The 12,561-nt window shown below is 63.8% G+C and carries 10 protein-coding genes; 5 read left to right on the forward strand and 5 right to left on the reverse strand.

Annotated elements, in window-relative coordinates:
* Nucleotides 1-129: 129 nt before the first annotated feature.
* Entirely contained in the window at nt 130-1,035 is a 906-nt protein-coding gene (locus D1223_RS00505) for an aminotransferase class IV (RefSeq protein ID WP_119374461.1), read from the forward strand.
* Here D1223_RS00505 and D1223_RS00510 read toward each other — a convergent pair.
* Entirely contained in the window at nt 1,004-1,288 is a 285-nt protein-coding gene (locus D1223_RS00510) for a SemiSWEET transporter (protein WP_119374462.1), read from the reverse strand. The two genes, D1223_RS00505 and D1223_RS00510, sit on opposite strands and share 32 nt — an antisense overlap.
* A 187-nt stretch (nt 1,289-1,475) precedes the next feature.
* Between D1223_RS00510 and D1223_RS00515 the strand changes: the two genes are divergently transcribed.
* Nucleotides 1,476-3,464, forward strand: coding sequence for a protein meaA (locus D1223_RS00515; RefSeq protein WP_119374463.1), 1,989 nt, complete (start codon nt 1,476-1,478; stop codon nt 3,462-3,464).
* 174 nt (nt 3,465-3,638) lie between these two features.
* Here D1223_RS00515 and mltF read toward each other — a convergent pair whose 3' ends face one another.
* Nucleotides 3,639-5,021 carry a membrane-bound lytic murein transglycosylase MltF gene (gene mltF / locus D1223_RS00520; protein ID WP_119374464.1) on the reverse strand — a complete coding sequence of 461 codons (1,383 nt, stop codon included), beginning with the start codon at nt 5,019-5,021 and terminating at the stop codon, nt 3,639-3,641.
* A 138-nt stretch (nt 5,022-5,159) separates the two neighbouring features.
* On the opposite strand from mltF, the gene rimK reads away from it, so the two are divergent.
* On the forward strand, nt 5,160-6,533 hold the full coding sequence (rimK, locus tag D1223_RS00525) for a 30S ribosomal protein S6--L-glutamate ligase (RefSeq protein ID WP_119374465.1): 1,374 nt from the start codon (nt 5,160-5,162) through the stop codon (nt 6,531-6,533).
* Between the two features lie 9 nt (nt 6,534-6,542).
* On the opposite strand, the gene D1223_RS00530 is transcribed toward rimK, so the two are convergent.
* On the reverse strand, nt 6,543-7,799 hold the full coding sequence (locus D1223_RS00530; RefSeq protein ID WP_233352986.1) for a multidrug effflux MFS transporter: 1,257 nt from the start codon (nt 7,797-7,799) through the stop codon (nt 6,543-6,545).
* Between the two features lie 265 nt (nt 7,800-8,064).
* Between D1223_RS00530 and D1223_RS00535 the strand changes: the two genes are divergently transcribed.
* A complete protein-coding gene (locus D1223_RS00535) occupies nt 8,065-9,846 on the forward strand; it encodes an alpha/beta hydrolase (protein ID WP_158588355.1) in 1,782 nt (593 codons plus the stop codon).
* Here the strand turns inward: D1223_RS00535 and D1223_RS00540 are convergent.
* Nucleotides 9,820-10,425 (reverse strand): DUF924 family protein, encoded by a 606-nt coding sequence (locus D1223_RS00540; RefSeq protein ID WP_119374468.1) that lies wholly within the window; start codon nt 10,423-10,425, stop codon nt 9,820-9,822. The genes D1223_RS00535 and D1223_RS00540 overlap by 27 nt on opposite strands.
* Nucleotides 10,426-10,432: 7 nt before the next feature.
* Entirely contained in the window at nt 10,433-11,185 is a 753-nt protein-coding gene (gene ubiG / locus D1223_RS00545) for a bifunctional 2-polyprenyl-6-hydroxyphenol methylase/3-demethylubiquinol 3-O-methyltransferase UbiG (RefSeq protein WP_407646915.1), read from the reverse strand.
* Nucleotides 11,186-11,311: 126 nt separating this feature from the next.
* Between ubiG and D1223_RS00550 the strand changes: the two genes are divergently transcribed.
* Nucleotides 11,312-12,559: an aspartate kinase gene (locus tag D1223_RS00550; RefSeq protein ID WP_119374470.1), complete on the forward strand. Its 1,248-nt coding sequence runs from the start codon at nt 11,312-11,314 to the stop codon at nt 12,557-12,559.
* The last annotated feature ends 2 nt before the right edge of the window (nt 12,560-12,561 follow it).

Here is a 12,561-nt window from a genome sequence, read left to right on the forward strand (position 1 = left end):
CAATTCATGTGCGCAAGATTGTTCCTCCTGCTTCACATGCCTCCAATTTGGCGAAACACTGACTAAATCATTGCAACAAGGCAAGACTTATTTGTTGCGGCGCAACATGGCGTGTAGGGGGATATGGGTATGGGGCCAAGTGAATGGATATACCTGAACGGGCGGATCTGCCGCGCGGAAGAGGCCGTGATATCGCCTTTCGACAGGGGGTTTCTCTTCGCGCATGCAGCATATGAAGTCACCGCCGTCTTCGATGGCAAGCTGATCGATTTCGAGGGACATGTTGCCCGTCTGCAACGCACCCTGACCGGGATCGACATCATCACAGACTGGTCCGACGAGCAGCTCGAATACATTCACAAGGAGCTCGTCCGGCGCAATCGGCTGACGGAAGGCTTTGTCTACTTCCAGGTTTCGGGCGGGGCTTATGGCGCGCGTGACTTTGCCGGGCCGGAGACGCTCGTGCCGACGGTTTTCATGTTCTGCGAGGCGCGCCAGCTCATCGGTGAAAAGGCGCGCGACGGCGTTGCGGCCATTCTTGTCGAGGATCAGCGCTGGAAGCGGCGCGACTTCAAGACCACGCAGCTTGTCTCCCAGGCGCTGGCCTATCGCGATGCCGCCCGCGCCGGCGCGACCTCTGCCATCCTGTTCGAGGACGGTTATGTCACAGAGGCGGCCTCCGCCAATCTGTGGGTCGTCACCGCCGAGGGCACGCTGGTCACGCGCAATCTCGGCCACCAGATCCTGCCCGGCATCACCCGGCAGTCTGTGCTCGCGCGGCTCGCCGAAAGCGGTTTGGCTGTCGAGGAGCGCGCCGTCTCGCTGGATGAGATCCGCAATGCGCGGGAAATCTTCACGACAGCGGCGACATCAATGGTCCTGCCGGTGGTCTCGCTTGATGGGGCACCGGTGGGAACCGGCCAGCCCGGCACCATTACGCGGCGTGTGCAGGCGCTCTACTACAGGGCTATCGGCGCCAATCTCGGCATGCATGCGCCCTGGGTTACCGAAGCCTCAGCCGGGCCGCACGGCTGAGCGCAACCGTATTTGCGATCTTCATGGAGAGGATCAGGGCCGCCAGGCAGACCGTGACCAGATTGGCGACGATCACCGGCATGCTCTGGATCATCAGCCCGTAGACCAGCCAGCAGGTCACGCCGGCCGTGAACATGGCATACATGGTCAGCGACAGGCTGTCGGTATTGCGTGTGCGCAGGACCATGATGGCCTGCGGCAGGAAGGACAGCGTCGTCAGGATGGCGGCAATGGAGCCGATCGTGTCAGCCATGTTCGGAGGTCTCGATAAAGCCAGTGAGAGAGCCTTGTCTTCTACCTGAATCCGGCGCCCGCGTCACGGGAGACATCACGTGACGATTGCATAGCAGCGATGAAACCGGGGTGACGTTCGGGGCAACTTGCCCTTGGGCAATGTTCAGGTCATGTTGCGCCGCAATAAAAGAAACGGAGGACGAGGCATGACCGAGAGGACCTATCAACACGATCCCGACAGGCCCTGGATATTCAGGACCTATGCCGGCCATTCGACCGCCGAGAAGTCGAATGCGCTATATCGCAGCAACCTCGCGCGCGGGCAGACGGGCCTCTCGATCGCTTTCGACCTGCCGACCCAGACGGCGTTTGACAGTGACCACGTCCTCGCCAAGGGCGAGGTTGGCAAGGTCGGCGTACCGGTCAGCCATCTCGGCGACATGCGGACCCTGTTCGACGGCCTGCCGCTGGAGGAGATGAACACCTCCATGACGATCAACGCCCCGGCGGCCTGGCTGCTGGCGCTTTATGTCGCGCTGGCCGATGAGCGCGGCGATGATCGCAAGAAGCTGCGCGGCACGACGCAGAACGACATCATCAAGGAATACCTCTCGCGCGGGACCTATGTCTTCCCGCCGGCGCCGAGCATGCGGCTTATCGCGGACATGGTGAGCTGGTGCTATACAGAAGTACCGAAATGGAACCCGATGAATGTCTGCTCCTATCACCTGCAGGAAGCCGGCGCGACGCCGCAGCAGGAGCTGGCCTATGCGCTGGCGACGGCCTGCGCGGTTCTGGATGCGGTCAAGGACGGCAAGCAGGTTCCGGAAGAGGACTTTCCAACCGTCTTCGGCCGGATTTCCTTCTTCGTGAATGCGGGTGTGCGTTTCGTAACGGAACTTTGCAAGATGCGCGCCTTCGTCGACCTCTGGGAAGAGATCGGCCGTGAACGCTATGGCGTCACCGACGACAAGGCGCTGCGCTTCCGCTATGGCGTGCAGGTCAACTCACTGGGGCTGACCGAGCAGCAGCCGGAGAACAATGTCTACCGCATCCTGCTCGAGGCGCTCGCCGTCACCCTGTCGAAGCGGGCGCGCTGCCGCGCGCTTCAGCTGCCGGCCTGGAACGAGGCGATGGGCCTGCCGCGCCCCTGGGACCAGCAATGGTCGCTGCGCCTGCAGCAGATCCTCGCCTACGAGACCGATCTTCTCGAATATGAAGACCTGTTCGATGGCAGCCATGTCGTCGACGCCAAGACCGAGGAGCTGAAAGCGGGCGCGCGCGCGGAGCTGTCGATGATCGACGGCAAGGGCGGCGCGGTCGCATCGGTCGAATACATGAAGGAAAGCCTGGTCGGCGCCCATGTCGAGCGCATCCGCGGCATCGAGAATGGCACGCAGACCGTGGTTGGCGTGAACCGCTACCTCGAATCCGCCGACAGCCCGCTCAGCGCCGGGGAGAAGACCATCGAAACTGTCGATCCGCTGGTCGAGGCCGAGCAGGTCCGCGCGCTGCGCGACTGGCGTTCGTCCCGCGACAACGCTGCCGCCGAGGCGGCCCTCGCCGCCCTGAAAAGGGCTGCCGAGTCAGGCGAGAACATCATGGAGCCATCGATCGCTGCGGCGAAAGCCGGCGTCACGACCGGTGAATGGGGCACGGCCCTGCGCGAGGTGTTTGGCGAGTATCGCGGCCCGACCGGCGTCGCGCTCACCGTCGATTCCCAGGGCGATGAGGATATCGAAGCGACGAAAAAGCGTGTCGAGGCCGTCTCGGAAGCCCTCGGCCGCCAGCTCACCTATGTCCTCGGCAAGCCGGGCCTCGATGGCCACTCCAATGGCGCCGAGCAGATCGCCAGCCGGGCGCGCGCCTGCGGCATGAGCGTGGTCTATGAAGGCATCCGCTTCACCCCGGCCGAGATCGTGGCCCAGGCAAAAGAGGCAGACGCGCATGTCGTCGGCCTCTCTATCCTGTCGGGTAGCCATCTCGATCTTGTCCGCGACACGATCGCCGAAATGCGCAAGGCGGGGCTGGACAACGTGCCGCTGGTCGTCGGCGGCATCATTCCGCCGGAAGACGAGCGCGCGCTGAAACAGATGGGGGTGCGCCGCGTCTACACGCCGAAGGACTTCATGATCACCGACATCATGGGCGATGTCGTCGACGTCGTCGAAGCGGCGTGGCTGGAGAAGGTGTGAGGGCTTAGGGCCCCACCCCGACCCTCCCCAGAGGGGAGGGGGCGCACACTTCACCGTTCCAAAGCCAGCCCGTGGTTCGACGTCGCTCACCATGCGGGCTACGCGATGTTTCACCTGAATGCGACACAACCCCCTCCCCCCTGGGGAGGGTCGGGGCGGGGCCAGTGCCTCTGACTAAACCGGCACGTTCGCCCGCAGCATGTTGTAATAGTCGCGGACCTTGCGGACATAGCGCACCGGCTCGTAACCGCGGGCATAGCCGTGCCGGAGGGTTGAATAGAACTGCTTCTTCGAGAGCAGCGGCAGGACCTTTTCCAGATCGTCCCAGCTATTCTTGTCGAGGCCGCGCCGCTCGGCCAGGCGCCGGGCGTCGTAGATATGGCCCATGCCGATATTGTAGGCGGCCAGCGCAAACCAGGTCCGGTCCTCGCCCTCGATGCCATCGGGCAGTCGGTCATACAGGCGCTGCAGGTAGCGCGCGCCGCCCTCCACGCTCTGGGCCGGATCGGTGCGGTCCTTCACGCCCAGTTCCTTCGCCGTCGGCAGGGTCAGCATCATGATGCCGCGTACGCCCGTCGGGCTGACGGCGTCCGGGTCCCAGTGCGATTCCTGATAGGCCTGGGCGGCGAGAAGGTGCCAGTCGAAGGCGGTTTCCTGCGCGGCGGTTTCGAAATAGGTGCGGTATTCGGGCAGGCGGTCCTCGACGCGCTCGACGAAGCGCAGAACCTCGACATAGTCGAAATCGTCGAGATGGCCGAACCAGCGCTCGTCCAGCGTTTCCAGGAAGCCGCTGGCGTGGGCCGCGCTGAACCAGGTCGAAAGCGTCTCATCCATGCCGCCCAGCTTGCTGTTGTAGATCCAGCCGAGCGGCTGGTCCTGGCTGAGCGACATCGGCATGACGAGGCCGGGATGAAGGCGGCGCGCATATTCGGCGACATGGCTGTCGGCGATGGTGCAGTCGAGTTTGCTCTCAGCCACGTCAATCAGCATCGGCATGGCGGACCCTGCCTTACGCTCGGTCCATTTGAGCTGCGGGTGGTCTTTCTTGAGCCGCGTCAGCGTTTCGACATAGGCCGATCCGGCCAGCACGGTGAGGTTCACCTCTGACAGCGCGTCCAGCGTTGTCGGCGCGGGGCCGCCCTGATGGCAGACCACGCTTTCGCTGACATTCCTGTAGGCAGGGCCGAACTGCACCCGCTCGCCGCGCGCATCGGTGATGGTCAGGCCGGCGGCGCCAATGTGGCCCTGACCCTTCTCGATGGCGGTGAGCAGGGCGTCGATATCCTTCATCACGACATAGCGCGGGGTGACGCCCAATTGCTCGGCAAAGGCCTCCACCATGTCGACTTCATAGCCGAATCCGCCATCGCCGATGTCGCGGAAGGTGGTCGGGCCCTTCAGCGTGAGCACAACCAGCCGGCCGCCCTCGCGGACGCTTTCCACTGTCGTGGATCCTGTAACTATCGCAGCGTCCTGCGGCGAGCGGCACTGGGCCAGCCCTAGATATGCGAGGACAAGCGCACCGGCTGCGAGTCCGGTCCTGAAAGTCTTAGCCATACGTTAACAATGGGTCGTATTCGCAAATGTTCAATTAACAGAAACGTTCAGAAAGACGGCGGAAGTGCGGCTGAAACCCCTTGCATGCTGCATCGCACTCCCCGAAGACAGCGCCTGTGACAGCCAGGGGAATGGGCGATGTCTGACGTGCTTGAACTCGGTTGGGAAGAGTGGCTCGCGCTGCCGGCGCTGGGGCTTCCCGCGATCAAGGCAAAGGTGGATACGGGTGCGCGCACCTCGGCCCTGCATGCCGAAGTCATCGAGACATTCGGCGCCCCGGACAGTCCCAAGGTCCGCTTCCTGATCCAGCCGGATCCGGACCGCCCGAAACTGGAAATCATCTGCACGGCCCCGGTCGTCGACCGGCGCGACATTACCAGTTCGAACGGGCAGACCGAGCTTCGCTATGTCATCGCGACGGAAATGCAGATCGGGGGCGTGCGCCGCACGATCGAGATCACGCTGACCAATCGCGAGACCATGTCCTACCGGATGCTGCTCGGGCGATCGGCCTTTGGCGAGAATACGGTGGTCAGCCCGGACCGGTCCTTCCTGCAACCAAAGCTCAGCTATGACCTCTACAAGGAAATCAAGCCGCCGAAGCCGTCGACGCGGCCGCTGCGTATCGCGCTGCTGACGCGCGAGCCGGACAATTATTCCTCGAAGCGCCTGCTGGAAGCGGCCCGCGCGCGCGGGCATGTCATCGATGCGATCAACACGTCGCGCTGCTACATGAAGATCGAGGCACGGGCGCCGGAAGTTCATTATGACGGCAAGACGCTGCCCTTCTACGATGCCGTCATTCCGCGTATCGGCGCCTCGATGACGAGCTATGGCATGGCCGTGCTGCGCCAGTTCCAGGGCACGGGCGCCTGGTGCCTGAACCCGCCGGAAGCCATCGGCGCCTCGCGCGACAAGCTGCTGGCCCACCAGCTGCTGTCTCAGGCCGGGATCGCAATGCCGGTGACGGCCTTCGCCCATTCGCCGAAGGATACCAAGGACCTGGTCGGCCTGGCCGGTTCCGGCCCCGTGGTGCTGAAGCTGCTGGAGTCGACGCAGGGGCGCGGCGTCGTCCTCGCCGAGACGAAGAAGGCCGCCGAGAGCCTGGTCGACGCGTTCCGCGGCCTCGATGCGAACTTCCTGGTGCAGGAATTCGTCAAGGAGGCCGCCGGCGCCGATGTGCGCTGCCTCGTCATCGGCGGGAGGGTCGTGGCGGCGATGAAGCGCCAGGCCCAGGATGGCGAGTTTCGCTCCAACCTCCATCGCGGCGGCAAGGCCACGGCGATCACCCTGTCGCCGGCCGAGAAGCGGACAGCCGTTGCCGCTGCCAAACGGCTCGGCCTCAACATTGCCGGTGTCGATATCCTGCAGTCGAACAAGGGCCCGGTCGTGCTCGAAGTGAATTCCTCCCCCGGCCTCGAGGGGATCGAGGCGGCGACCGATACCGATGTCGCCGGAAAGGTCATCCGCCTGATCGAACAGCGCACCCGCACCCTCGGGCGCAAACGCTAGGCGCGGCGCCTAGGCTTCGTCTTCACGCGTGCCGAACAGCTTGCCGCGCTCGGTGATCAGGACGATCACCAGCGACGCGATCCCGAGTCCGACATAGCCTTCCAGGATCGGCACGACGGACCCGTCAAAGCGGCTCGCCACCATCCAGCCGAAGAAACTCGCCACCGTCGTCGTCATGAAGCCGTAGGCGGCGCTGGCTGTTCCCGCGATCCGGCCGAGCGGCTCCATGCCCAGGGCGGAGAAGTTCGCGCCCATCATCCCGAAGCAGGCAAAGGTCAGGGCGAAGAGCGGATAGAAAATCTCCAGCCGCTCGCCCATCGTTGCCATCAGGGCCGCATTGAGGATGGACAGCAGGATGAAGCCGATCAGCACCGTATGGCTGACGCGGCGCATGCCGAAACGTTCGACAATGCGCGAGTTCATGAAGTTCGAGACCGACAGCGCGCCGGCGATCCCTGCAAACCACAGCACGAAGGTGTCGGTCTTGTTGAACACTTCGCGGAACACCTGCTCGGAGGAGGCCACATAGGAAAACAGCGCGCCGAAGATGACGCCGCTGGCGCCCATGTATCCAATCGTGACGGGTGTGGTCACGACCCGCTTGTAGCCCCGGAAGGTCTGCGCGACGTTCAGGGGCTGGCGGTCTTCCGGCTTCAGCGTTTCCGGCAGGCGCAGCGCGATCCAGGTGCCGCAGCCGATGCCGGCCAGGCTCAATATGCCGAATGTCCATTGCCAGGGCGCAAGCAGCATCACGCCCTGTCCGACGGCGGGGGCGAGGATCGGCACGATCATGAAGACGGTCATGACCAGCGACATGATGCGCGCCATCGCGCGGCCTTCCATGAGGTCGCGCACGATCGACACGGCCACCACGCGGATGCCCGAGGCGGCGATGCCCTGCAGGAACCGCGTGAACAGGAGCAGGTCGAACGTCCAGGACAGCATGCAGGCGAAGCCCGCAATCGAGTAGGCCGCGATGCAGAACAGCGCGACCCCCTTGCGCCCGAACCGGTCCGAGATCGGGCCGAAGACGAGCTGCGGCGCGCCGAAGCCGAGGACATAGGCAAAAATGACGAGCTGCTGGTCATTCTCGTGCTGGAGGGAGTAGGTCGTCGCAATGTTGTGAAGCGCCGGCAGCATCGTGTCGATCGCCAGCGCATTCAGCGCCATCATGGCGGCGATCATGCCGACAAATTCCCAGAGCGGGAGCGGCAGCACGGGCCGGGCGACGGCTCCCCTGCGGGGCAAGTCTTGCGTTTTCAGCATGATCGCCCCCCGTAACTGGATTTCAGACGAGCGCGTATCTGGGGCCATGGGGCAGAAACGGCAACGGGCGAAGCTGAATAAAATCCAGCTCCGCCCGTTTTCCGCGCACGACCCCTCACACAGCAATCAGTTATCGACACTGTTATTGCCTTTAGTTGCGGAAGCCCGCATCATCAAATTTGATGAAAGGGGGCAAGGTTTGTCACGTTTTTGCGTGGCAACGCTGATCCATTCCAGAAAACGGGTGAGTCCGGAGAACAACTCTGTGCACGGTACAAAGATTCCTGAAACAGATCGCGTAGTCGACGAAACCTATGCGACGACACTGAATCCGGAGCGCTACGAAGCGCTTCTGGCGGCCTGGTCCGATTACATCGACAATCTGCCCGAAACCGAGAGTGACGATGCTTTCCGGGCCGATCAGGTGAATGCCCACTTCCAGCGCGCGCTCGCCATCCTCGACCGGATGGGCCGCGTCGAGGCGCGCGATGAATCGGCCCGCATGATCGCCAGCCAGATGCCGGGCCCGGCCGTCATCCTGAAGCCCGATGGCGACGTTCTGAATTGCAATGAAGCCTGCATCGACCTTCTCGGCGGGCGGACGCCGGAGACGCTGGACGACCTGTCGCTGGATGCCGCCGCTGTGGCCAGGCTGCGCAGCTGGATGACCCCGAACACCGGTCCGTCCGATCGCGGGCCCTTCCTGCTGCTGCCTGCCGTCGTGGGCGGCGAGGCGGTCAATACGCGATTGCTCGCGACGCGGATCAGCCTCAGTGCGGGGCCCGGCACCTCGAGCGAGGATGCTGTGCTGCTTGCCGCGGTCGAGGTCCACCTGCACGCCGGCGTTGCTGACAAGCTGGCCGAAACATACGGCCTGTCATCGGCCGAACTCGACGTCGCCTTCCGCCTCGGGCGTGGCGAGACGCCTGAAACGATTGCAAGGGCGCGAAAGGCGAGCATGGCGACGGTCCGCAGCCAGATCCGCGCGGTGCTGGCCAAGCTGGACGTGGCGACGACCACCGATGCAGTGCGCATCCTGACCGGGTTCGGCGCGACGATGAATGCGGTCAGCGCCATTGCCCGCCAGTCGCCGGCGCGCCGCGACATCGACCGCTGGCTGTCGCAGCACACGATGACCCTGTCGGACGGGCGGCGCTTCGCCTGGCTGGAAATGGGTGACCCGGCTGGCCGCCCGGTCCTGTTCTTTCACAATATCTATTTTGCGCCGCGCTGGACCGAGCAGGCCATCGAGGCGCTGGCCCGGCAGGGCTGGCGGGTCATCGCGCCATCGCGGCCGGGCTTCGGCCTGTCGGAGCGCGTGGCCGCTGCAACGCCGGAACAGCGTATCGAAGCGACGGCCGATTCCTGCGAGCAGCTGCTGAACCGGCTGGAGATCCCGACCGTCCTCGTCGCCGCACATGCCAATGGCATGATCCACGCGCAGGACTTTGCCGCCCGCCGGCCGGAGCGCACCCGGGCCTTGCTGTCGATCGGCGGCGAGACAAGCTGGGAAGAGGGTATGGAAAGCGGAATGCCCTGGCACCACAGGATCATGGTCACGACGCTGCTGCGTGCGCCATCGGCCATCGGTTTCATTGCGCGCGCCACCGTCGCCTTTATCGATACCGGCCGGGAGGAGTTCGTGCTGAAGACGCTGCACCGGGATTCCCCGCTCGAACAGCGTATTGCGCGCCGGCCGGAAGTCCGGGACGTCCTCTTCGATGGGTTGCGCCATACTGTCCAGCAGGGGGCGCACGGCCTGATCGCCGAGATCCGCCTGGCGCTGACCGACCGCCGCGACATTGCCCGGCGCGTGCGCCGCCCGTTCCGGATCATTCATGGGCTGAAGGACAATGTCTTCACGCCGGAGATGTTCAGGCTGTTTGCCGATACGGTGCCCAATGTGGAGCTGATCGAGATCCCCGATGCCGGCCAGTACCTGCTCTACAGCCACTGGCCGAATGTGATTTCCGAGATGGAGAAGATCTGGCGCGACTCCGAACCATTGGCGTCGGCGAAATCAAAAACCGGCGCCGGGCTCGCTTAGATAGGCCTGCTCTTCGCGCGTGGAGGGGCGGCGCAGAACGGCGTTGCGGTGCGGGAAACGCCCGAACCGTTCGATCACCTCAAGGTGCTTGCGGGCATAGTCGAGCGTTGTTTCGCAGAAATCCTTGAAGGCCGGCCGGGCCTCGCGGGCGAGTTCCTCGAACAGTTTCACCGACATCTTCTGGTCGTCCAGCGATTCGGAGTGTTCGAGCGGCAGGTAGAAGAAGACCCGCTCGACCTCGCTCAGCTCCCGGTCTTCATTGAAGGCAAGGCCGGTCAGGGTGAGATTCTTTGCCATCGGGTCGTGCGTGAAGGAAAAACGATGGCCGCGAAAGATGTTCCGGCTGAACTGGTCCAGCACGATAATCGCGGCGAGCCGGCTGCGCGCACCGTTCTTCGCCCAGGTCTTGGCCTCGCCCGCGGCGAGGTCGGCCAGCGTCGTGACGAAGGTATCGGCGATGGTCCGGTCGGTCTCGAAGCTCTTCTGGAACCACAGTTTCTGCTTGGTCTCGAGCACGGCCGGCTGGCTGGGATGGTCGCCGAGCCAGAAGTCGAGAACGGTTTCGGGAGTCACGGTCATGGCGGGACTATTCTACTTCTGCGGGTCTCTTGGCAACCAGCATATAGTTGACCTTGTCATCTGAGGACAGGCGCCATTGGCCGGTGACGGGATTGTAACTGATGCCCTGTGGAGGTTCCGGCAAAAGACCGGCCTCTTCCAGTGGCCCGGCGACTTCCTTCGGCGTCAGAAATTTCGAGAAGTCGTGCGTGCCGGGCGGCAGCCAGCGCAGGACATATTCGGCGCCGACAATGGCGAGGGCGAACGCCTTCGGTGTCCGGTTCAGCGTTGAGGCGATCATCAGGCCGCCGGGCCGGACCAGCGCGGCCGTGTCGCGCAGGAAGCCCGCCGGGTCGGCGACATGCTCGACGACTTCGAGGTTCAGGACGATGTCGAAGGGCGCGGTGCCATCTTCGAGCAGGGCCTCAGCCGTACCGACACGGTAATCGACGCTGACCCCGGCCTCCTCGGCATGGGTCATCGCGGTCTTGATGTTCTGCTCGCTGGCATCGACACCCGTGACATCGGCGCCGAGGCGGGCCATCGGCTCGCTGACAAGGCCGCCGCCGCAGCCAATGTCGAGGATGCGGATCCCTTTGAGGGGCTTGCGAGCGCGCTCATCGAGGCCGAAATGCAGGCAGGCCGTGTCGCGGATGAAGCCGAGCCGGACCGGGTTAAACTTGTGCAGCGGCGCGAATTTGCCCTTCGGGTCCCACCATTCGGCGGCCATGGCGGAAAATTTCGCCACTTCCTCCGGATCAATGCTGGGGGTTTGGGGCATATTTTGCCGGTTCTCTGCTATTTTTTCCATATCTTTAGCAAACCTGTTTGCGCAAACGCCGCGACCCGCTTAAAGAGGCGCGCGAATTCTCTGATGCTTTAAATGGGAAGGCTTGGCAGCGAGGCAATGCAGCGCACGGTCCTAAAATTCGGTGGAACATCGGTCGCAGACCTCGACCGCATCGCGCACGTGGCTGACATTGTCGCCTGGCGTGCGGAGCGGGGCGAGCATCTCGCCGTGATCGTTTCGGCCATGGCGGGCGAGACCAACAAGCTTGTCGGCTTTGCCCGCGGGGCCGCCGGCGAGACGGTGACCGGCCCTGATTTCGATGACGAATATGACGTCGTCGTCTCCTCTGGTGAACAGGTCACCAGCGGCCTTCTCGCCCTGGCGCTGCGCAAGCGCGGCCTGAAGGCGCGCAGCTGGCTCGGCTGGCAGCTGGCGATGAAGACCAGCGCGGCGCATGGTAGTGCCCGCATCATGGGGTTCGAGAATTCCGGCCTGCAGGATGCTGTCGACAGTGGCGAGATCGCCGTGATCGCCGGTTTCCAGGGCGTGACGGACGAAGGCCGCGTCTCGACGCTCGGCCGGGGCGGTTCGGATACGAGCGCGGTGGCCGTGGCCGCGGCGCTGGGCGCCGACAGCTGCGATATCTATACCGATGTCGACGGCGTCTACACGACCGATCCGCGCATCGTGCCGCAGGCGCGCCGGCTGGAAAAAGTCTCCTATGAAGAAATGCTCGAAATGGCTTCGCTGGGGGCAAAGGTCCTCCAGACGCGGTCTGTCGAAATGGCCATGAACCACCAGGTCAGGGTTCGTGTGCTCTCAAGCTTTGCCGCGCCCGGCGAGACCAATCAGGGCACCTATGTCTGCAGTGAGGATGAGATCGTGGAAAAGCAAGTCGTCAACGGGGTGACCTATTCACGCGACGAGGCGAAGGTGACGCTGTACGGGGTCGAGGACAAGCCCGGCGTTTCGGCGCGTATCTTCTCGATGCTGGCCGAGGCGGGCGTCAACGTCGACATGATCGTCCAGGCCAATGCCCGCGGGCCGGAGCGCGCCAACATGGTGTTCACCTGCACCAGCGGTGACAGCGCAAAAGCCGAGCAGCTCCTGCTCGCTCACAAGGCGGATATCGGTTTCGAGAGCCTCACCGTCTCGCGCGATGTGGCCAAGGTTTCGGTGATCGGTGTCGGCATGAAGAGCCATACCGGCGTTGCCGGCACGATGTTCGATGCGCTCTACAAGAAGGGCATCAATATCGACGTGATCTCGACCTCTGAAATCAAGATTTCGGTCCTGATCGATGCGGCCTATACGGAACTGGCCGTTCGCGCCCTTCACACCGCATTCGGGCTTGACGCCGTATAGGC

It is taken from the genome of Henriciella mobilis (genome assembly GCF_003576285.1).
Lineage (GTDB): Bacteria > Pseudomonadota > Alphaproteobacteria > Caulobacterales > Hyphomonadaceae > Henriciella > Henriciella mobilis.

Excerpts from the sequence above, each read along its gene's own strand:
- D1223_RS00550 (WP_119374470.1), top strand. The coding sequence starts at position 11,312 with ATGCAGCGCACGGTCCTAAAATTCGGTGGAACATCGGTCGCAGACCTC.
- D1223_RS00505 (WP_119374461.1), top strand. The coding sequence starts at position 130 with ATGGGGCCAAGTGAATGGATATACCTGAACGGGCGGATCTGCCGCGCG.
- ubiG (WP_407646915.1), bottom strand. The coding sequence starts at position 11,185 with ATGCCCCAAACCCCCAGCATTGATCCGGAGGAAGTGGCGAAATTTTCC.
- D1223_RS00540 (WP_119374468.1), bottom strand. The coding sequence starts at position 10,425 with ATGACCGTGACTCCCGAAACCGTTCTCGACTTCTGGCTCGGCGACCAT.
- D1223_RS00510 (WP_119374462.1), bottom strand. The coding sequence starts at position 1,288 with ATGGCTGACACGATCGGCTCCATTGCCGCCATCCTGACGACGCTGTCC.
- D1223_RS00530 (WP_233352986.1), bottom strand. The coding sequence starts at position 7,799 with ATGCTGAAAACGCAAGACTTGCCCCGCAGGGGAGCCGTCGCCCGGCCC.
- mltF (WP_119374464.1), bottom strand. The coding sequence starts at position 5,021 with ATGGCTAAGACTTTCAGGACCGGACTCGCAGCCGGTGCGCTTGTCCTC.
- D1223_RS00515 (WP_119374463.1), top strand. The coding sequence starts at position 1,476 with ATGACCGAGAGGACCTATCAACACGATCCCGACAGGCCCTGGATATTC.
- rimK (WP_119374465.1), top strand. The coding sequence starts at position 5,160 with ATGTCTGACGTGCTTGAACTCGGTTGGGAAGAGTGGCTCGCGCTGCCG.